16 protein-coding genes are annotated in these 21,511 nt (G+C 61.1%); 4 read left to right on the forward strand and 12 right to left on the reverse strand.

From position 1 onward, the window contains the following. The 10 genes from BM300_RS06860 to BM300_RS06905 form a co-directional block, all read right to left on the reverse strand. The coding region (locus BM300_RS06860) for a calcium-binding protein (RefSeq protein ID WP_371914653.1) at positions 1–1,027 on the reverse strand (1,027 nt) is incomplete at its 3' end. A gap of 164 nt (positions 1,028–1,191) precedes the next feature. Beyond that, positions 1,192–4,758 carry a glycosyltransferase gene (locus tag BM300_RS06865; protein ID WP_092349603.1) on the reverse strand — a complete coding sequence of 1,189 codons (3,567 nt, stop codon included), beginning with the start codon at positions 4,756–4,758 and terminating at the stop codon, positions 1,192–1,194. A 94-nt stretch (positions 4,759–4,852) separates the two neighbouring features. Then, positions 4,853–6,418: a flagellar hook-associated protein 3 gene (locus BM300_RS06870; RefSeq protein WP_092349606.1), complete on the reverse strand. Its 1,566-nt coding sequence runs from the start codon at positions 6,416–6,418 to the stop codon at positions 4,853–4,855. Between the two features lie 13 nt (positions 6,419–6,431). Continuing rightward, a complete protein-coding gene (gene flgK, locus BM300_RS06875; protein WP_092349609.1) occupies positions 6,432–8,498 on the reverse strand; it encodes a flagellar hook-associated protein FlgK in 2,067 nt (688 codons plus the stop codon). 10 nt (positions 8,499–8,508) lie between these two features. Next, positions 8,509–9,810, reverse strand: a complete 1,302-nt coding sequence (gene flgJ, locus BM300_RS06880; protein ID WP_092462467.1) for a flagellar assembly peptidoglycan hydrolase FlgJ — start codon at positions 9,808–9,810, stop codon at positions 8,509–8,511. Between the two features lie 14 nt (positions 9,811–9,824). Continuing rightward, entirely contained in the window at positions 9,825–10,895 is a 1,071-nt protein-coding gene (locus BM300_RS06885; protein ID WP_162488974.1) for a flagellar basal body P-ring protein FlgI, read from the reverse strand. Positions 10,896–10,940: 45 nt separating this feature from the next. Then, the gene (gene flgH, locus BM300_RS06890; RefSeq protein ID WP_018614454.1) at positions 10,941–11,636 is read right to left on the reverse strand and encodes a flagellar basal body L-ring protein FlgH; all 696 of its coding nucleotides are present in this window, start codon (positions 11,634–11,636) and stop codon (positions 10,941–10,943) included. Between the two features lie 70 nt (positions 11,637–11,706). Beyond that, a complete protein-coding gene (gene flgG, locus BM300_RS06895; protein ID WP_053120245.1) occupies positions 11,707–12,492 on the reverse strand; it encodes a flagellar basal-body rod protein FlgG in 786 nt (261 codons plus the stop codon). Positions 12,493–12,541: 49 nt separating this feature from the next. Then, positions 12,542–13,279 carry a flagellar basal body rod protein FlgF gene (locus BM300_RS06900; protein ID WP_003199043.1) on the reverse strand — a complete coding sequence of 246 codons (738 nt, stop codon included), beginning with the start codon at positions 13,277–13,279 and terminating at the stop codon, positions 12,542–12,544. A 347-nt stretch (positions 13,280–13,626) separates the two neighbouring features. After that, on the reverse strand, positions 13,627–15,189 hold the full coding sequence (locus BM300_RS06905; RefSeq protein ID WP_072341529.1) for a sigma-54-dependent transcriptional regulator: 1,563 nt from the start codon (positions 15,187–15,189) through the stop codon (positions 13,627–13,629). Positions 15,190–15,600: 411 nt separating this feature from the next. On the opposite strand from BM300_RS06905, the gene phhA reads away from it, so the two are divergent. The 3 genes from phhA to BM300_RS06920 all read left to right on the forward strand — a co-directional run bounded on the left by phhA (position 15,601) and on the right by BM300_RS06920 (position 18,035). Continuing rightward, positions 15,601–16,386: a phenylalanine 4-monooxygenase gene (phhA, locus tag BM300_RS06910; protein WP_053120239.1), complete on the forward strand. Its 786-nt coding sequence runs from the start codon at positions 15,601–15,603 to the stop codon at positions 16,384–16,386. Between the two features lie 99 nt (positions 16,387–16,485). Continuing rightward, a complete protein-coding gene (locus tag BM300_RS06915; protein ID WP_003184087.1) occupies positions 16,486–16,842 on the forward strand; it encodes a 4a-hydroxytetrahydrobiopterin dehydratase in 357 nt (118 codons plus the stop codon). After that, positions 16,842–18,035 carry an amino acid aminotransferase gene (locus tag BM300_RS06920; RefSeq protein ID WP_092145012.1) on the forward strand — a complete coding sequence of 398 codons (1,194 nt, stop codon included), beginning with the start codon at positions 16,842–16,844 and terminating at the stop codon, positions 18,033–18,035. Before BM300_RS06915 ends, BM300_RS06920 begins: the two co-directional genes overlap by 1 nt. A gap of 189 nt (positions 18,036–18,224) precedes the next feature. On the opposite strand, the gene BM300_RS06925 is transcribed toward BM300_RS06920, so the two are convergent. Further along, entirely contained in the window at positions 18,225–18,788 is a 564-nt protein-coding gene (locus tag BM300_RS06925) for an NAD(P)H nitroreductase (RefSeq protein ID WP_092145014.1), read from the reverse strand. 162 nt (positions 18,789–18,950) lie between these two features. On the opposite strand from BM300_RS06925, the gene BM300_RS06930 reads away from it, so the two are divergent. Continuing rightward, complete coding sequence (locus BM300_RS06930; protein ID WP_092145016.1) at positions 18,951–20,405, forward strand: TrkH family potassium uptake protein; 1,455 nt, start codon at positions 18,951–18,953, stop codon at positions 20,403–20,405. Here the strand turns inward: BM300_RS06930 and BM300_RS06935 are convergent. Beyond that, complete coding sequence (locus tag BM300_RS06935; RefSeq protein WP_092225685.1) at positions 20,362–21,423, reverse strand: AraC family transcriptional regulator; 1,062 nt, start codon at positions 21,421–21,423, stop codon at positions 20,362–20,364. The genes BM300_RS06930 and BM300_RS06935 overlap by 44 nt on opposite strands. Between the last annotated feature and the right edge of the window lie 88 nt (positions 21,424–21,511).

Consider the following 21,511-nt stretch of genomic DNA (forward strand, 5'->3'; position numbering starts at 1 on the left):
GATTAGTGCGCACTTCGTCGTAGCCGCCGTCAGCCAACTCGATCGTCTTATTGCCGCTGGTATTGACGGTATAGAGATCGTCCCCTGCCCCGCCTTCCATCGTCACGGCGCCCCAGGTACTGGTGAACGTGTCATTGAACGCCGTACCGATAACCTTTTCGATGCCTTCCAGCGTGTCGCCCTCGGCATCACCGCCGGTACCTGGCAGGCCTTTGTAATTGCGGATATCGACATTGATCGCTTCGGTAGAAGTCGAATAATCCACCGTGTCGATGCCCGCGCCGCCGTCGAAACCAATCGCCCGACCGTCCGCCACGAAGGTGTCGGCAGCACCTGTGCCACGAATCACTTCGATGTCGGTAAAGGTATCGCCCGCTGCGATGCCCGAGTGAATACCGGTCTTGAGGTTGATGTTCACCGCCACCTTGCTGTCGGTATAACCAGCCACATCCAACCCCGCACCGCCAAAGAACTGGTCGGCTCCGTCACCACCGAACAACAGGTCGTTACCTGCGCCGCCCGTGATAATGTTGTCGCTGGAGTTGCCGTAACCGGTGAAGTTGACAGTACCGGTGTAGGTCATTTTTTCGATAAAAGGATCCATGGTCATCAACGTCCAGCTAGTACGTAGCTCGTCGATGCCACCATTGTCCTGCTCAATGATTTTCACGCCGCTGGTCGCAACGTTATAGATATCGTTGCCGGCACCACCTTCGAAGGTCAAATTACCGATCGTACTGGTGAAACTGTCATCGAAGGCCGTACCGATAACCTTTTCGATGGCGACCAGCGTATCGCCCGCCGCATCACCACCGACACCAGCCCGGCCGACACCGTTGCGAACATCAATGTCGATGGCAGCCGTCGAAGCGGAGTAATTCACCGTATCAACCCCCGTCCCCCCATCCAGCCTGTCCGCTCCAGCGCTGCCCAGGAGTACATCATTGGAAGCCAATCCATAGACCTCGTCGTCACCATCGCTCCCGGCCAATGTATCCACGCCGCTCGTTCCATTAATCACCGCCATTTGCCTCGTCCTTGCTTTGTTGAGAAACCGGATATTTTTTCAAGCAGCGATAGATGAAACTGCTCATAAGCAAAAGAAATCCATCTGCCTGTATCGGCTTGCGGACGTGGAGATTGAGGCAAAAAAAGACGACTAACGTCGCCTTTTTCCAAGCGTTGTCAGAACTAGTCCGGTAACCACCCCCACAACCAATGCTGCAAGTTATCGCCAGTGAGCATGTAATCGCGAAGCACCGCTTCGCGCAGTTCATCGCCCATGCGGTAGCTGGCGTCAGGATCGGCCAGGTGCATGCGGATCGCCGCGATCCACTCCTCAGTGCTGTTGCTGCGTACTTTGGTACACGGCAGGAAGCCGTCGTAAGCCTTGGTATCGGTGCAGATCACCGGATAACCGCAAGCGCCGTATTCCAGCAGGCGCAAGTTGCTCTTGCAGTCGTTGAAGATGTGGAACTCCAGCGGCGCCAGTGCCAGGTCAAGGTTCAGGCTGGCCAGTTTGAATGGGTAGGTGTTCAACCCGACGGAACCGTGGAACTCGTGAATGTAGGGCCGCAACGCTTCGGGACACATACCGAAGAACACCCACTCCACCTCATTGGCCAGTTCACGGACCACATCAGCGATAATTTCCAAATCGCCGCTGTGGCTGGTCCCGCCGCCCCAGCCAACCCGTGGCTTGGAGGATGTTCCGCGCCGACTGGTCAAGCGGGCCCACGGCTCGGGCGGCAGCATGTTGGGCACCACCCGGATTTCGCTATGCATGCTGGACAAGGCATCGGCCAGCGCCTGGGTCGTCACCACCACGCGGTCACACAAACCAATCCCCTCGCGCAGCATCTGCTCGGTGTTGACCGGTTTGTTACGAGCGTGGGTGTTTTTCTTGGGAGCACTGACCACGTAGTCGTCTAGCTCGAAAATCCGTAAGGCACCGGAGTACTTCTTCATCCGCAGGATGTCACCAGCCGCTCCCTCGCTGTAGCGCCCCTGCAACACGATGGTGTCTGGCGACAGCCGCTCGATCTCAACAGTTGAAGGCGACTCGTAGGCGATCCGGGCAATCGCCCGCCCGCTGGCTTCGAGCTCGGCCAGCGGGGCCGTAACACGATAATGGCCAACTGCGGTGGCGTTGACCGGCAGCCCGAGTATCAGTGGCAACGCGCGGGAGCAGAAGGGATTCCAGTTATTGCGCAATGAAGGTTCCAGACTGAAACTCGAAGCCCCCAGGCTCAAGGAAGGACTGTAAGCCGGATCTCGCGCAATCTGCGGCAACCATTTGCGATAGAAAACTTCGCGTTCGCGTTCCTGCAATGCTTCTTCCAGTTGGGCTGACGATTGCCCGGTCGTTTGTATGACGCTGGCGTAAGGTGTCCAAACCACCAGGTAGCCATCTTTACCTGCACGCAAGCACAAATCGACGTCACTGAGGCCCTGGGTGAACGTCGCGTCATCGAGACAACCCAGCTCCTCAAACACCTGCTTGCGCACTATCAGGCAGTCGCTGCTGACCGAACTCCAGTTCTGGGTCGTATGCAGACGCTGCATGTAGCCACGAGAGATCGCGGACTCGCCATAAAACGGTGCCCCCACCGGACCGGCCAATCCGAGAATCTGCCCGCCCCCGACAATCGTACCCTGGGGGCTGAGTATCCTTGCGCCGACCACCGCGACTTCCGGGCGCAGCGCATGATTGATCATCTCGTCCAACCAATCGCTATCGCCTATGACCATCTGCGGGCTCAGCAACAACAGGTAGTCCCCCCGAGCTTGGCTCGCGGCAAAGTTACGCACTGATGCGTCATTGTCATCACCGGCGTAACGCAGCACGCGTAGCATGCTTGCGCCTAACTGCGCCATGTCGGCCAGCCAGCCGAGCATGACCGGGTCCCGCACGCCGCTGTCCACAATCAGGATTTCATAGTGCGTATAGGCAGTACGCTCGATCAGGCTTTCGCAGCAGCGCTGCAAGGCTGCCAGTGAATCACCCGTGCGCAGGATGATCGATACCAACGGACGGGTGTCGAAGCGGTAGTCGATTCGATTGATCAGCGGCAACACACCCTGGCGAATCTCATGAGGTACGCCAATGCGCTCCAGGTGAGCGCCAACCATGGGGGCATTACCCTCGATCACCTCGGGCCATGACAACCATTGAGCGAAGCTCAGTGTGGACTCCACCTGGATCTCGGCAATGTGCTCGATGGTTTGCGGGCCGGCCTCTTCCACCAGCCGCCAGAGCAGGTCGTGAGGCGCCAGCTCACCGCGAGTCGGGTCGAACCCGCCCAAGGTAATGAAATGCTCGCGCTCAAAGGCCAGGGCTCGACCGACGTAGGGATAGGCGCGCATCAGGTCGAGGTTGATATCTGGCTTGAACACTGGCTCGCTGGACTCACCGTTTACCAGTGCACCTTCGTCGCTGTAAGCGCAGAGAATTCCGCTCTTGCCCGCCACGCGTTCAGCGAGGATCAACAACGCTGAATCACGGAGGCTATCGCCTGCGCGCAGAAGATAGAACCAATGTGCACCCTCCAACTGCGCAACAATGGCATTGAGTTGCCGTGCCCAGTCGGGCTGATAAGGCAACTGCAACACCCGGTCATTGACCTCGCAACGGGCGTCGGAAAGCACCACGACAGCCTGGGCCGGATAGAGTTGGCCCTCTATGCTGCTCAGCGTGGTCGCCAATGCCACCTCGTCCCCGGCACTGTCGATGACAATCGGCACGATGTTCGGATGCAATGGCCAACTGTCGATGCGCGCAGGCATGACACGCTGCTCAACCTCACTGAAGCGACGAACCGACAGCCACTCGCGGTAGAAGTCGGCATAACTCTCGCTTTGGGCACCTACCCGGCCATTGACGACCGTATTGCGATTGCCCAGCACACGGGTCACGCACAGTTCCTGCCAGGCGTGGGGCTGATCGGTGACTTTGTCCAGATCAACGCAACGCACCCAGCCAGAGGCCGGGGCCGCTTCACCGTTGCGCGCGGCGAGCATCTGCGCCAGCCACTGCCATTCCACTTTCGCAGCTTTGAGCATCTCCGGGGTCTTGCTCAAACGCTCCGGGTACAAGCGCTCGACACTCAATACTGTGTTGAGCGTGGCCAGATTACCCCGGCGCATCAGACAGACAAACAAGGCAAAGTCGAGGGTGGCGACGAAACCGGCACCGCCCTGGACCAGCGCTGGCAGCAGCTCCAGCACATCCGTCCGGCGCATCAGGGCGGAACTGAAATTACCGACAAAATTGGTCGGAGTGCTCTCGAAAATCGCCAGCATGTCATCGCCCTTGAGCAGGGCATCGTTCGGCGAGAATCGGCAATTGTCGACGCGAGGCGGCAAGATGAAGTTGCCCGCGTCACACAACAACCGAAGGGCAAATACCACGCTGGCATCGGTGTGATCGATCAGCACCTGAGCTTGCTTGGCAATGCTCGGCGCAAACAGCCGATCGTCGTCGCACAACACTTTGATGAACTCGCCCCTGGCCTCCTCGACACACCGCAACAGGTTGCCCTGAAGCCCCAGTCGCTGCGGGTTTCGCAAATAGCGGATCGGATGGGACGGCTCAGGGAAGGAGTCGACGATCTGGCGAATTTCATCGCCTGGCGAGTCATCGCAAACGATGATCTCGATGTGTTCGTAGGTCTGGGCCAAGGCACTGAGCAGTGCCTGGTCAAAAAACCGAGGGTTGTACGCGGGGATGACGATGCTGACGAGCGGAAGTGACTTCACGGTTAAAACTCTCGAGCGGCGGGCACCGACCCTTTCGGATCGGCGCCCCGGAACCGCTTAAAAAAAGACGGTTGGCGGCTCGGTGGATACCGGCTCAGATCTTGTTGAACAGGCCCAGTTGGGTAATCTTGCTGAAGGCCAGTTGTGAGGCCTGCAACATGGTCTGCTGCAAGGTCAGTCGGGTCATCACTTCGGCCGCGTCGGAATCACGGATCGACGATTGAGTCTGGGTGTTGGCCTGGATCAGGCTCTGGTTGGTGTCGCTCTGATTTTCCAAGGCCTGTCCGCGCCCACCCACCGAACTCAAGGCGCTGGACAATTGATCGGTGCCGCTCGCCAGGTTACCGATACCGGAGGCCAGCGACGCCTGCAACTTCTGCACAGCAATCGGATCATTGTTGGTCGGCGTGCTCAGTGCGGTTTTCAGCTGGTTCACGGTATCCAGGATATTCTGGGTCTCGTGGGTGTTGACCGCGATGCTGAACTGATCGTCGGCAGCCGGTGTACCGTCCAGAGTGAAGCTCACCCCCGAAGCGGTGGCCACGTTGCCGGCCAGGGTGCCGCTGGACACCGGCTGGCTATCAGCGGTCAACGGCGCAGCGTAAAGGTCGAAATCAGTAGCGCTGGTGAACTTCAACACAGCCGAACCGGTAGGGAAGCTGGCGTGATACGCCACCGGGTCAGTGATCGTGCTGTTGGTAATCTGGACCGTGGTCGGGTTGCCCGGGCTGCGGGTCGGGACAAAGGTGTCCGGCTTGGCGGCCAGGGTGAAAGTATGGCCGGGCAACACGGTGCCTGCCGTATCACCGGTTTGCAGATTGATGTTCAGGGTCAATTCCAGTCCCCGGAACTGCACCGCCTGGCCGCTTTTGCTGTTGGGGTCGAAAGCACCACCCAGGCTGGCCTCTGCGGTGACATCGTTGCCGCCGGAGTCGGTGATTTTCAGTTGCGTGCCGCTGGTGAACTCGACAGTGTACGGCTCGCCACTGCGGAACTTGCTGTTATAGCTGACGCTGGACGATACCTGACCATTGGACAAGACCACCCGGCCGTCATTCACTGCCGGGGCGGTCATGGTGACCTGGCTGCGGCTGGTATTGACGGCCTGCTGGAAGACTTCCCAGCCTGTGCTATTGGTGGCCATCGACATGGTGTCGCCAACCGGCAGGTCGAGGGTCACCTGGTCGCCGTTGTAGCTGTAGCTGCCATCGTTGTTGCGGGTGAACGGAATGGTATCGCCCTTGGAACCGGCGAAAATGTACTTGCCGTTTTCGTCCTTGCTGTTCATCAGGCTCAGCAACTGCTCTTCGATCTGTGCCAGCTCCGAAGCGTTGGCTTGGCGGTCGGCGTCGGTGTAGCCGGCGTTGCCGGCACCGACGGCCAATTCCTTGGCGCGCTGCAGCACGTTGCCGATGCTGGTCATCACCGCTTCGGTCGTGCCCAGGGTCGCCTTGATGGTATTGGCGTTGGTTTCGTACTGGGCGAGCATCGACGCCTGGGTGCCCAATTGCAGCAGGCGCGAAGCCCCCACCGGATCATCGGCGGCAGTGTTCACACGCACCAGGCTGCTGGCCTCTTCGCTGGTCTTGACCACCTTGGCGAAGTTTTTCTGGTAGTTCGCAGCCGTGCTCTCATAGAACTGGGAGGTGGAAATGCGCATGGGCTACGGCTCCTTAAAGACTGTTGATCAATGTGCTGAAGATTTCCTGCGCAGCCTTGATGATCTGCGAAGACGCGGTGTAGTACTGCTGATACTTGACCAGGTTGCCGGTTTCTTCATCCAGGTCCACGCCCGACAACGAGTCGCGGGCGGTCTTGGCGTTGTCCAGGATTGCACCAGTGGCGGCGCTGTCGAGCTTGCCCTGGGCGGCCTTGGAGCCGACACCCTCCACCAGCTTGCCGTAGGCGTCGTTCAGGGAAATCCCTTTGCTCGCGGAATTGGTGTCAACGGTCTTGGCGGTCTGCAAGCCGGCCAGAACCGTACCATTACGGTTGTCCAGGCTACCAGGCTGACTGAGGCTGACGTCAATGCCAGCACCGTCGGATGGCGAACCGGCGATGGACATGTCAAAGGTGACGGTACGCTGCACCGGCGGTATGGATGAATCCATGATCGGGGTGCCGCTGGCGTCCTTGAGCGGGACACTCAGGCTCAGGGTGTTGCTCTGGCCAGGCTTGATCGTGCCGCTGCTGATCGTACCGCCCTTGGCATCCAGCAGCTGGTAAGCCTGGCTGGTGCCGTCGGCGGACGTCGCGCCAAACACCACCTTGACCGGCATGGAACTCTTGATGCCGTTCTGAATGATGGTCGTGGTGGCTTCATCATAGATGTCCAGCTTGGTCGTCATGGTCGGCTGGCCGCTGGCCGGGATGGTCAGCGTGCCACTGCCGCCCGGCGTAATGGCGGCGCCCAGCGGGGCTGCGATCGCCAGCCGCTTGGAGTCGGTCATTTCGGTCTTGATGCTGCCCGCGGCATTGCGGGTCGGGGTGATCTTGAACGAATCGCCTGCAGCCGCAGGACCGTTGGCGAAGGTCAGCGAGAAGCCATCGACGACCGGTGCTGGCGTGGTCGTGGTGCTGAACGCGCCCAGCGAGGTGTTGTCAGGCAAGCGCTGTACGGTGTAGTTGGTGGCGCTGGTGAAGGTGATCTTGTAGTCGTTGGTGGTCAGCTTGCCGGTGTCTTCGATGGACACGTTGAAGTTGCCGGAGCCTGCGCTGTTGCCCAGCGAGGCGACGCTGCGTTGGCTCATCTGCGCGGCGCTGTTGATGCTGCTGAACAGGTTGGAACCAAACGCACCGTTCTTGTCGATGCCTGAAGCCTGGATGCTGTTCATCTGATCGGCGACGACCAAGGCCACGCGGCCCAGCTCGTTCATTGCAGGGTCGAGCACGGTGCTGCGGTAGCGCATCAGCCCGCCGATTTCGCCGCCGGTGAGCACCTGGGTAAGGTCCATGACGCTGGAACCGCTGTTGAGCTGGATGCCGATGCGCCCTGGATCGTTCTTGTCCGGCACCGCTTCGAGTTTATTGGTGATGTTGCCCATCACCAATGGCTGGCCGGACCCCAGGTAGATGTCCAGGCTGCTGCCGTTCTCCACGACCTGGGTGCCGGTGAAGGTGGACAGCTGGCGAATGGTCTCGCTGCGGGCGTCGAGCAGGTCGTTCGGCGCACCACCGGCATTGGAGACTTCGGCGATTTTCTTGTTCAACTGGGCGACGGTGGTGGCCAGGTTGTTGATCTGGTCGACCATGTTCGACAGGTTGCCGTTGATGTTTTCGTTCTGCGCGGTCAACTGGCTGGCAACCGAGTTGAAACGGTTGCTCAAGGCCTGGGCATCGCTGAGCAGCAACTGCCGGGATGCATCGTCACCCGGTTTGGCGTTGACGTTCTGCACCGAAGCGAAAAACTTGGTCAGCGCGCCGTTGAGGCCAGTGCCGCTGTCCGACAGCAGGGAGTCAAGCGGGGTGATCTGCCCCTGGTAGGCCGCCGCATCGCTGTTGAGCGAGGTGGTGGTTTTCAGTTGCGCTTCAAGATACGAGTTATACACCCGGCGCACATCGGCCAGGGTCGTGCCGGAACCAATGAACACGTTGCCGTATTGGTTCGACGCCTTGGTGGTCTGCACGGTCTGCTGGCGCGAATAGCCTGCGGTATCGACGTTGGCGATGTTGTTACCCGTGGTCACCAACGCGGTCTGGCTTGCTGACAGACCCGACATCCCTATATTGAGCAAACTCATGGTTCAGACCTTATAAAGTCGTGGTGGCGCCTGCAGAAGCGTAGTTTTGGTAACTCGTCATCTGCCGGGCTATGTTCGAAATCTTATTCGCGTAGTTCGGGTCGGTGGCATAACCGGCCTTCTGCAACTCGCGTACAAACTGTTCGGGTTTATCGGCCGACTTCAGCACATCTTGATAGCGACTGTTGCTTTGCAGCAGGTTGACCAAGTCATGGAAACTGTCGCGGTACGAGGCGTAGGAACGGAACTCGGCCGTCTCCTTGACCATCGCCCCATTGCGGAATTCGCTGGTGATCGCCCGGGCCGAATCGCCCTTCCAATTGGCGCTGGCCTTGATACCGAACAGGTTGTGGCTGCTGCTGCCATCGGGCTGGCGCATGACCGATTTACCCCAACCGGTTTCCAGGGCGGCCTGGGCCACCAGGTAACGCGGGTCGACACCGATGCGGTCGGCCGCTTCCTTGGCCATTGGCAGCATGGCATTGACGAATTCGTCGGCATCGCGGAAGGCCTTGCGTGCCGGTGCCAGCGGCGGCTGGGCCACGGCGCGGCCATAAACCTGCATGTCGCCTTTCGGCTCGGCAGCCTTGAGTGCAGCCAACCAGTCGCCATTGGCCAGTTCGCCAGTCGCCGGTTTGACGGCGGCGATGGCGCGATCCGTCAGGACGTTCTGTGCAGGCACATCGGCGTTGACCGCGGCCGAAGGCACCAGCCCGGCAAGCAGACGGTCAGCCAGTTTCGGTGGCAGGGCCAGGCGACGCTGGTTGAGCAGTTCCATGTCGTTGCGGTGGATACCCTCGGCCCCTTGCGGCGTACTCACAGCCCGCGAAGCCCACAGCGGACGCTGGCCGTTGCTACGCGACAAGGGACCGTCGGTAGGCAATGTACCTGCCGCCACCGGCGTCGGAACCCGCTTGGCCACCTTGTCCAACGCCTCCTGTTGCTTGGCGGCGGACAATGTGGCTGCCTCACCAGGGGCCGTAGGCTTGTTCTTGGACATCTGGCGCAACAGCACATCGGCCAGCCCGATGCCGCCGCCTTCGCGAGACATGGAAACGGCCAACTGCTGGTCGTACATTTCCTGGTACTGCTTGGCCTCGGGCGTGTTCATGGGATTGTCCTTGCCCAGCACCTCGGTGGCCGAACGCATGGACTTGAGCATCTCGCCAATGAACAGCGACTCGAACTCCTGGGCCACCTTGCGCAGGTTACCGTCGCTGTTCTTGTCGCCGACCTTGAGCTGATTGAGGCGGTTCAGGTCCGAGTAGGAAGCCGAATCCCCGCTGATCAAGGCGCCTTTGCGCATATCCACCATGGCCGGTGTCCTTAAATCACGATCAGGTCGGCTTGCAACGCGCCGGCCTGCTTCAAGGCTTCGAGAATCGCCATCAAGTCGCCCGGCGCCGCGCCGACCTGGTTCACCGCCCGGACGATTTCATCCAGGGTAGTGCCCGGGCCGAACTTGAACATCGGCTTGGCTTCTTGCTCGGCATTGACCCGCGAACGGGGCACTACGGCCGTCTGGCCGTTGGACAACGGGCCAGGCTGGCTGACGATCGGATCTTCGGTGATGGTCACGGTCAGACTGCCGTGGGTCACGGCGGCCGGGGAAACCTTGACGTTCTGGCCGATCACGATGGTGCCGGTACGCGAGTTGATGATGACTTTCGCCACCGCCTGGCCCGGATCGACCTCGAGGTTTTCCAGGATCGACAGGTAGTCGACCCGCTGGCTCGGATCCAGCGGCGCGGTGACGCGGATCGAACCGCCGTCGATGGCCTGGGCCACGCCTGGGCCAAGCATGTCGTTGATCTTGTCGACGATGCGCTTGGCGGTGGTGAAGTCGGAACGGTTGAGGTTCAGCGTCAGGCTGTTGCCCTGGTTGAAACCGCTCGGCACCGCACGTTCCACCGAAGCACCGCCGGGAATGCGACCGGCCGACGGAACGTTGACGGTGATCTTCGAACCGTCGCGACCCTCGGCATCGAAACCGCCCACCACGAGGTTGCCCTGGGCGATGGCGTAGACGTTGCCGTCGATACCCTTGAGTGGCGTCAGCAGCAACGTACCGCCACGCAGGCTCTTGGAGTTACCGATGGACGAGACGGTGATATCCACCTGCTGACCGGGCTTGGCGAATGCCGGCAGATCGGCACTGACCGACACCGCTGCGACGTTCTTCAACTGCACGTTGCCAGAGCCGGCCGGCACCTTGATGCCGAACTGCGACAGCATGTTGTTGAAGGTCTGCAGGGTGAACGGGGTCTGGGTGGTCTGGTCGCCGGTGCCGTTCAGGCCCACGACCAGGCCGTAGCCGATCAACTGGTTGGAGCGCACGCCGGAAATGCTGGCGATGTCCTTCAAACGCTCGGCCTGAGCGGTAAAGGCTGCAGACATCACCAAGGCACCGATCAACAGCTGCTTAAGATTCAACTGGGCCACCTAGAAAGGGAACTTCGGGCTGAGGAAGAAACGGTCGAACCAGCCTGGCTGACTCGCATCGGCAAAGGCACCGGTGCCCGAATAGGTGATGCGCGCATCGGCCACACGAGTTGACGGAACAGTATTATCGGTAGAGATATCATCGGCGCGAACCATGCCGGCGATGCGCACCAGCTCGTCACCGGTGTTGAGGGTCAGCCACTTCTCGCCCCGCACGGCAATGATGCCGTTGGGCAGCACATCGGCGACGGTCACGGTGATCGAACCGGTCAGGCTGTTGCTCTGGCCCGACTGACTGTCGCCCTTGGTGGCCCGGTCGGCACTGTAACCGGCGTTGAGGCTCAGGTCATTGCTGCCGATCGGGTTGTTGGTGGTCAGGCTGGAGCCGAACAGCGAGGTCAGGCCGACGCTGGTTTCGCTGGTCTTGTCGATCTGCGAGTTGGCGTTCTTGCTGGCCTGGGTCCGCTCGTTCAGGGTGATGGTGATGATGTCACCGACCCGGAAGGCCTTGCGGTCGCTGTACAGGTTCTGCTCGAAGCCGGCCTGGTAGATCGAGCCATTGTTGGCGGCAGCCGGCAACGGCGTGCGTGGCAACACCGGAGCGTAATACGGGTCATTGGGCCTGGGTGTCGGCGCGACACAGCCCGCGAGTGCGGTGATGCCACTCAGTGCCAGAACAGATACGAAGCGTTTCATGACCCTACCTCTTGGTGTTGCAGGCGACCCTGGGGTCGCCCTGTCTACGTGGTGACGGACGTTGTGACGATTACAGATTCTGCGTAACGAACGAGAGCATCTGGTCGGCGGTGGAGATCACCTTGGAGTTCATCTCGTAGGCACGCTGGGTGGTGATCATGTTGACCATCTCCTCGACGGTGCTCACGTTGGAGGTTTCCAGGGTGTTCTGCAGCGTGGTGCCGAAACCGTTCAGGCCCGGGGTGCCGACTTGCGGCGCGCCACTGGCAGCGGTTTCCAGGAACAGGTTGTTGCCCACCGCTTGCAGGCCGGCCGGGTTGATGAAGTCGGCGGTCTGCAGGTTGCCAATCACCTGGGCGGCCGGGTTGCCTGCCACGGTGATGGACACGGTGCCGTCACGGCCCACGGTAAAGGTCTGGGCATCGTTCGGAATGACGATCGCCGGCTCCAGGGCGAAACCGCTGGCGTTGACGATCTGGCCATTGGAGTCGAGGTGGAACGTACCGTCACGGGTGTAGGACGTGGTGCCGTCCGGTTGCAGGATCTGGAAGAAACCGCGACCGTCAATGGCCATGTCCAGCGGCTGCTCGGTGGTCTGCAGGCTGCCGGCGTTGAAGTTTTTCTGGGTGCCGACAATGCGCACACCGGTACCCACTTGCAGGCCCGACGGCAATTCGCTGTCCTGGGTCGATTGGGCGCCAGGCTGGCGTTTTACCTGATACAGCAGGTCCTGGAACTCGGCGCGGTCACGTTTGAAACCCGTGGTCGAGACGTTCGCCAGGTTGTTGGAAATAGTGGAAAGGTTGGTGTCCTGGGCGGACAGACCTGTTTTGGCAACCCATAGAGCCGGAAGCATTCGATTCTCCTCGTACGCCTGTTTTTCGGCGCAGCGCTGTAATTAATGATTAGATCTGCAAGACCCGAGCCATGGCTTCATCGCCTTCTTTGGCGGTGTTCATCATCTTGACGTGGAGCTCGAACTGCTTGGCCAAGGCCAGCACCGAAGTCATTTCATCCACGGCGTTGACGTTGCTCGCCTCCTGGAAACCCGACACCAACTGCACGTTGGCATCGATGGGCGCCGGCTGGCCGTCCTTGGTCCGGATCGAACCGTCCAGGCCCTTGGTCATGTTCTTGAGGTCCGGGTTGACCAGCTTGATGCGGTCCACTTCAGCCATCACCCGCGGGCCTTCGCCCATGGCGCGAATGCTGATGGTGCCGTCCTGGCCAATTTCGATTTTCTGCTCTGGCGGCACGGCGATCGGCCCGCCGTTGCCCATCACCGGCATGCCGTTGCCAGCCCGCAGCACGCCCAGGGCGTCGACATTGAGGCTGCCGGTGCGCACGTAGCTTTCACCGCCGTCGGGGTTCTGCACGGCCATCCAACCCGGCCCGCTCACCGCGACGTCGAGGTCACGACCGGTTTCCACCAGTGCGCCCGGGGTGAAGTCAGTGGCAGGCCGTTCGGACATGGCAAAGGCCCGCGCCGGAAAGCTGTCGCCAAACACCGGCATCGAGCGCGCCTGCTCCAGGTCTTTCTGAAAACCATTGGTGGAGATGTTCGCCAGGTTGTTGGCATGGGCCCGCTGCGCCAGTGCGTTCTGGCTGGCGCCGGTCATTGCCACATAAAGGTACTTGTCCACTGTCGTTCCTCTGCATGCCGGACGTTTGCCGCCCACTGCTGTGTTGCACAGCCTTAAGCAATTTGCAGACCAACTTTTTTCTGGCGCCACGAGCCCCGGTAAACAAAGGACTTGTGGGTTCTGGAAGGGAATTTTGGAATGGATCGAAGACGAAAAACCGGCGGTGTCATGCCGCTGCAAGGCAAAGGTATACCCCTGCGGCAACTGCTCCACATTCTTGTGGCGAGGGGATTTATCCCCGCTGGGGTGCGAAGCGCCCCTAAAAACAGACAACTAAAGTGTGTCAGGTTGACTGCTTTGGGGCTGCTACGCAGCCCGGCGGGGATAAATCCCCTCGCCACAATTGATTACGCACTGGGTTCTTTGCCGACTTCATATTCGCGCAATTTATTGGCAATGGTCGTATGGGAAACCCCCAGCCGCTTGCCCAGTTGCCGGCTGCTCGGGTGTTCGGAGTACAAGCGCTCCAGCACCGCTTTCTCGAAACGCCCAACGATCTCGTCCAGCCCCCCCTCCAGGGAAAAATCGCCAAGGGGTTGGCGCACGCCGTAGTCCGGCAAGCGGATATGCTCGGCCTTCACCGTGCCGCCATCGCACAGGGAAACGGCCTGGAACAGCACGTTTTCCAACTGCCGGACGTTGCCCGGCCAGTGGTAGTGACTCAGACGCTCCATCGCCGCCGGGGCCAGCTTGGGCAGCGGACAACCGATCTGGCGGCTGGCCTGGTCAAGAAAATGCTCCACCAGCGGCGCCAGGCCATCGAGGCATTCGCGCAGCGGTGGGATGTGCAAGGACAGCACGTTCAAGCGGTGGTACAGATCCTGACGGAATTCGCCCCGGGCGCAGAGTTCGGACAAATCGACCTGGGTGGCGCAGATCACCCTGACGTCCAGGTACACCTCTTCATCGCTGCCGACACGCCGGAAGCAACCGTCCTGCAGAAAGCGCAGCAGTTTCACTTGCAGGCGCGGGCTCATTTCCCCGACCCCGTCGAGGAACAGCGTCCCCCCGGCGGTCAGCTCCAGCAGGCCGAGCTTGCCTTCGGCCCGGGCGCCTTCGAAGGCCCCCGGCCCGTAGCCGAATAGTTCGGTCTCGGCCATGGACTCCGGCAGCCCGGCACAGTTGAGCGCCATCAATGGCGATTGCCCGCGCGGGCTCGCCAGGTGACAGGCGCGGGCCAGCAGCTCCTTGCCAGTGCCGGTTTCGCCTTCTATCAATAGCGGCGCGTCCAGCGGGGCCATGCGCCGGGCCTCGCGGACCACCGCCGCCATCACTTTCGAACTCTGGAAAATACTGTCGAAGCCGCGCAGTTCCTGCTTGCGCACGTTATAGATCCGCTCGCCCACGCGGTCGGCCCGATGCAGCGTCAGCACCGCACCGGCCATGGCTTCGCTGTCGTCGTGCTCCGATTGCAGTGGCGCGATGTCGGCCAGGAACACATCGCCCTTGACCTTGACCCGCAGGCCGTTGATGCGCGACTGGTTAGCCCGCACCAGTTCCGGCAAGTCGAAATCCTCGGCATAGCGGGACAGGGGAATGCCCGGCACCTCGTCCACTCGCACCCCGAGCAACTGCGCCGCCGCCCGGTTGGCCGCAACGATGGAGCCACCCATGTCGATAGACAGCACCGGGAATTCCAAAGCGCCGAGCAAGGCGTTGAGTTCCATGTGCCGACGCTCACTGGGCATCAGTCCTACGCGCTTGACGCCAAACACCCCGGCGATGCCTTCGAATTTCGGACGCAGCGCCTGGAACTGGATGTTGATCAGGTTTGGGCAGTGCAGGTAGATCGCGTTGCCATGCTCGCCACCGACCTCGCCTCGGGCGACGTTGATACCGTATTCCACCAATAGGTTGAGAATGTCCCGCAGGATGCCGATGCGATTCTGGCAATGGACTTTGATGCGCATGAAAAGGCCCGGATGTGGATGAGAGAGTGGTGCCCCATTCAAGCCCGACACACACCCTGTGGCGAGGGAGCTTGCTCCCGCTGGGCTGCGAAGCGGCCCTGTTTTTGGGACTGCCGCGCAGTCCAGCGGGAGCAAGCTCCCTCGCCACGGGTTTTATGTTGGTTTTTTGTCTAGGCACACAAATAGTTGTCAAGATTATGTGACAGCTGTAGACCATTTCCCAGCCAAAAATCTCGACATGGCCGCGGCTCGACCTCATACGTAACGAAAACTTTACAAAATGACACGCACTTGTCCCTACCCACCTGTTTTCTTCGGCTGCACGCGCTCCTGCTTCGGGTTATCTCTAATGCATCGCTGGACATAAAAACAAACAGCCTTCCCCACGAGGGAAATCAGCAGGAGAGCAGCATGAAGCAGACGCAGTACGTGGCCCGCGAGCCCGATGCGCAAGGTTTTATCCACTACACCGCCGAAGAACACGCGGTGTGGAACACGCTGATCACCCGCCAGTTGAAAGTCATCGAAGGCCGTGCGTGCCAGGAGTACCTGGATGGCATCGACAAGCTGGGCCTGCCCCACGACCGTATCCCGCAACTGGACGAAATCAACAAGGTGCTGGGCGAGACCACGGGCTGGCAAGTCGCCCGGGTGCCAGCGTTGATCCCCTTCCAGACCTTTTTCGAATTGCTCGCCAGCAAACAGTTTCCTGTGGCGACCTTCATTCGTACCCGAGAAGAGCTGGATTACCTGCAAGAGCCGGACATTTTTCACGAGATCTTCGGCCACTGCCCATTGCTGACCAACCCTTGGTTCGCGGAATTTACCCACACCTACGGCAAACTCGGCCTACAGGCCTCCAAGGAAGAACGCGTCTACCTGGCGCGCCTGTACTGGATGACCATCGAGTTCGGCCTGGTGCAGACCCCGCAGGGCCGGCGCATCTACGGCGGCGGCATCCTGTCTTCGCCCAAGGAAACCGTGTACTGCCTGTCGGACGAACCGGAACACCAGGCCTTCGATCCGCTGGAAGCCATGCGCACGCCGTATCGCATCGACATCCTGCAACCGGTGTATTTCGTGCTGCCCGAACTCAAGCGTCTGTTCGACCTGGCTCACGAAGACATCATGGGCATGGTCAAGCGCGGTCGGGAGCTGGGCTTGCATGCCCCGAAATTCCCACCAAAAGCGGCGTGAACCGCCTCTTTTAATCCCAATTGAGTCTGTTGCACAACGCTGCTTTGCTTTAGCGTGGATGCATCGACGTTTTCCAAATATTCGATCCAGGAACACACCATGAACACTCTGAACCAAGCCCATTGTGAAGCCTGCCGCGCCGATGCCCCGCAAGTCAGCGACGAAGAACTGCCGGTGCTGATCAAGCAGATCCCCGACTGGAACATCGAAGTGCGCGACGGCGTGATGCAACTGGAAAAAGTTTTCCTGTTCAAGAACTTCAAGCACGCCCTGGCGTTCACCAATGCCGTCGGCGAGATCTCCGAGGCCGAAGGCCACCACCCAGGCCTGCTCACCGAATGGGGCAAAGTCACCGTGACCTGGTGGAGCCACTCCATCAAGGGCCTGCACCGCAACGACTTCATCATGGCCGCCCGCACCGATGACGTGGCCAAGACCGCCGAGGGCCGCAAGTAATGCATTTCGACGCCATCGGCCGAGTCCCCGGCGACCCGATCCTGGGCCTGATGGAGGCCTACGGGGCGGACGCCAACCCGAGCAAGTTCGACCTGGGCGTGGGCGTCTACAAGGATGCCCAGGGCCTGACGCCGATTCTTCAGTCAGTGAAACAGGCTGAACAACGGCTAGTGGATCGCCAGACCACCAAGACCTACATCGGCGGCCATGGCGACGCTGCATTCGGCCAATTGATCAACGAGCTCGTACTGGGTGCCGACTCTCCGCTGATCAGCGCAAAACGTGCCGGCGCCACCCAGACACCGGGCGGTACCGGTGCGCTGCGCCTGAGTGCCGACTTCATCGCTCAATGCCTGCCGGGCCGTGGCGTGTGGCTGAGCAACCCGACCTGGCCGATCCACGAGACCATCTTCGCCGCGGCCGGGGTCAAGGTCGGTCACTACCCTTACGTGGGCGCCGATAACCGCCTGGATTTCGAGGCGATGCTGGCGACCTTGAACCAGGCCCCCAAAGGCGATGTCGTGCTGCTGCACGCCTGCTGCCACAACCCCACCGGGTTCGACCTGTCCCATGAGCAATGGCGTCAGGTGTTGGAGGTGGTGCGCGACCGCGACCTGCTGCCGCTGATCGATTTCGCCTACCAGGGCTTCGGCGATGGATTGGAACAGGACGCCTGGGCGGTCCGGCTGTTTGCCCAAGCCCTGCCGGAAGTGCTGGTCACCAGTTCCTGCTCGAAGAACTTCGGCCTGTACCGCGATCGTACCGGTGCGTTGATCGTCTGTGCCCGGGATGCCGAGAAGCTGGTGGACATCCGCAGCCAACTGGCAAACATCGCCCGCAACCTGTGGTCGACACCGCCGGATCATGGAGCGGCCGTGGTGGCGACCATTCTCGGCAACCCGGAACTCAAAAGCCTGTGGGCCGATGAAGTCCAGGCCATGCGCCTGCGCATCGCGCAATTGCGCAGCGGTTTGCTGGAGGCCCTCGAACCCCATGGCTTGCGCGAGCGCTTCGCCCATATCGGCGTGCAACGCGGGATGTTTTCCTACACCGGCCTGACGCCGGAACAGGTCAAGCACCTGCGCGAGCACCACAGTGTCTACATGGTCGGCACTGGCCGGGCCAACGTGGCCGGCATCGACGCCACGCGCCTGGACCTGCTGGCCGAGGCGATTGCCGACGCGTGCAAGTAACCCAAGGCCAGGCACTTTCCCTGTGGCGAGGGAGCTTGCTCCCGCTGGGCGGCGAAGCCGCCCCAAAAGCCTGGTTAGAGGCCGCCTGACACTCCTAGGTGCCAGGTTTCAGGGCTGCTTCGCCGCCCAGCGGGAGCAAGCTCCCTCGCCACAGTGGATCCCCCCAAGTCATCCGCCGCCCTTGAGACGTTACTGGCCCGTCCACTCCCGGACAAACTGCCCGACATCTTCCTGCGGTGCCGTGCGCGCTTCTTTCTGCGGCGTGCCCAGGTAGAGGAAACCGATCACCTCTTCCCCGTCCTCAAGGCCAAGCCCCCTGGCCACATGCGGCGAGTACGCCAGTTCACCGGTACGCCACACACCGCCAACCCCCTGGGCATACGCCGCCAACAAGATGCCATGGGCCGCGCAGCCGGCCGCCAACAGTTGCTCGGATTTGGGGATTTTGAAATGGTCCTGCAGACGGGCGACCACCACCACGACCAGGGGCGCGCGCAATGGGCCGTTGAGGGCCTTTTCCACGACGCTTTCCGGTACCAGCGGGTCATTGAACCGCGCAGCTTCGGCCAGCAGTTCGCCCATGCGATGCCGCGCCTGCCCTTCGACCGTCAGAAAACGCCATGGCCGCAACTGGCCGTGATCCGGCGCCCGCATGGCCGCGGCAAACATGAGCTCGCGCTGCTCCGCAGTGGGGGCCGGGTCCACCAGGCGCGGGACGGAAACACGGTTGAGCAAAGCGTCGAGAGCCTGCATCGGCCACCTCCTGAAAAAATGTCCAGCTATTCTAGTGGCTGTGCGGCGAGTTCGTCAGCGCAAATTCCGCGGCCAGTTGCCCACTCGGCGCCGGGTGCCGGTTTACAGGGCGCTTGTCGCGGGTAGAATGGCGCCCTTCCTTTTCCAGCCTGAGCGGACTTCATGGCGTTGCCGACCCTGCGGATCATTGGTTTCATCATCGGCATCTTCCTGATCACCCTGGCGATCTTCATGGTCGTGCCCATGGCCACCCTGATGGTCTTCGAGCGCACCGCCGACCTGCCGTCGTTCCTCTGGTCGAGCATGATCACCTTCCTCGCCGGCCTGGCCCTGGTGCTTCCCGGGCGCCCGGAACACATCCACCTGCGCCCGCGCGACATGTACTTGCTGACTGTCAGCAGTTGGCTGGTGGTGTGTATCTTTGCCGCGCTGCCGTTCCTGCTGACCCAGAAGATCAGCTATACCGACTCGTTTTTCGAAAGCATGTCGGGCATCACCGCCACCGGCGCCACCGTCCTGAGCGGCCTGGACACCATGTCCCCGGGCATCCTGATGTGGCGCTCGCTGCTGCACTGGCTCGGCGGTATCGGCTTCATCGGCATGGCTGTGGCGATCCTGCCCCTGCTACGCATCGGTGGCATGCGGCTGTTCCAGACCGAATCGTCGGACCGCTCGGAAAAAGTCATGCCCCGTTCCCACATGGTGGCGCGGCTGATCGTGGCGTCCTACGTAGGCATCACCATCCTCGGCACCCTGGCGCTCTGGTGGGCCGGGATGAGCCTGTTCGATGCCATCAACCATGCGATGTCGGCGATCTCCACCGGCGGTTTCTCCACCTCGGACCTGTCCCTGGCCAAATGGACCCAGCCGGCGGTGCACTGGGTCGCCATTGTCATCATGATCCTCGGCAGCCTGCCGTTTGCCCTGTACGTCTCGATGTTGCGGGGCAATCGCCGGGCGCTGATCAAAGACCAGCAGGTCCAGGGGCTCATCGGGGTGTTGTTGGTGACCTGGCTGGTGCTCGGCACCTGGTATTGGGCGACCACCGACCTGCATTGGCTGGACGCGCTGCGGCACGTGGCGCTGAACGTGACGTCCATCGTCACCACCACCGGTTTCGCCCTCGGCGACTACAGCCTGTGGGGCAATTTTTCGCTGATGCTGTTTTTCTACCTGGGGTTCGTCGGTGGTTGCTCAGGCTCGACGGCCGGCGGGATCAAGATTTTCCGCTTCCAGGTCGCCTACATCCTGCTGCGGGCCAACCTGAATCAACTGATCCACCCCCGCGCGGTGATCAAACAGAAATACAACGGTCATCGCCTTGACGAAGAAATCGTCCGCTCGATCCTTACGTTCTCGTTCTTCTTCGCCATCACCATCTGCGTGATCGCCCTGCTGCTGTCGCTGCTGGGCGTGGAATGGATGACGGCGCTGACCGGTGCGGCCAGCACCGTGTCCGGCGTCGGCCCGGGGCTGGGAGAGATCATCGGGCCGGCCGGCAACTTCGCACCGCTGCCGGACGCGGCCAAGTGGATTCTGTCCGCAGGCATGCTGCTGGGCCGACTGGAGATCATCACGGTGTTCGTGCTGTGTATCCCGGCGTTCTGGCGTCACTGACCGCTTCTGGCTGGCTCGCCAACCGTGCCCGGTATTCGCCGGGCGTGGTGTCGAACCAACGACGAAAGGCCCGGAAAAAATTGCTCGGGTCGGCAAACCCCAACAGATAGGCGATCTCCAGCAACGTCATGCCCGGCTGCGCCAGATACTGCTCGGCCAGTTCACGACGGGTGTCCTCCAGCAAACTCTGGAAACTGGTGCCCTCCTCCTGCAAGCGCCGCTGCAAGGTGCGCTGTGACAGGTGCAGCGTCTGCGCCACCACGTCACGCTTGGGCTCGCCCTGGGGCAACAGTCGGCACAACACTTGTCGCGCCTTGTGGGTCACACGGCTTTCCGAAAAACGCGCGAGGTATTCACCGGCAAACCGGTCATGCAACTGCGCCATGGCTTCGTTGGCCGTAGGCAGCGGCGCCTCCATGTCGGCCCGTTCAAAAATCAGCGCATCATAAGACGCGCCGAACTCCAGCGGCGCGCAGAAGGCTCGCTGATATGGCGCCAGGTCCAAGGGTTCGGTACCTTGGAACAGCACTTTTACCGGGTGCAAGGTACGCCCGGTCAGCCAGTTGCACAGGGCCAACGCACAGGCCAGGGATGCTTCGGCACTTTGGCGGGTCGGGGGCAAATGATCGCCGTGTACCGTCAAAATCAGCCCGTAGCCTTCTTCCAAGCGGCGAAAACTCAAGTCGGCGCTTTCGGCAATGATCCGCTGGTATCGCACCAGTCGCTGGAACCCCTCCGCCAGCGTGCGACTGGACATCAAGGCGTAGCCCGCCACATGGAACGAGGCCGGGCGCACCACTTTACCCATGTTCAAGCCAATGGCCGGGTTACCTGACAATTCCACCGCCCGTTGCCAGAGCCGCGTCATCGAGTCCTGGGGGAAACGTGCATCCGGATCGTCCAGCGCATCAAAGTCCAGCCCCAGTTGCTTGAACAGCACCCGACAATCCAGGCCGTCGATTTCCAACGCCTTGACAATCCCCATCGCCCAGCTTGAAGAAGTCGTTCGTTCGTTCATGACGTTTTACTTGCATGACGAGCCGCAGGGTACGGCTGGATTTGCGAAGGATAGCAGTGTCCGGTCTTACCAATAACGCCCCTTTTGG

This window comes from Pseudomonas sp. NFACC46-3 (assembly GCF_900114515.1).
Classification (GTDB): domain Bacteria; phylum Pseudomonadota; class Gammaproteobacteria; order Pseudomonadales; family Pseudomonadaceae; genus Aquipseudomonas; species Aquipseudomonas fluorescens_Q.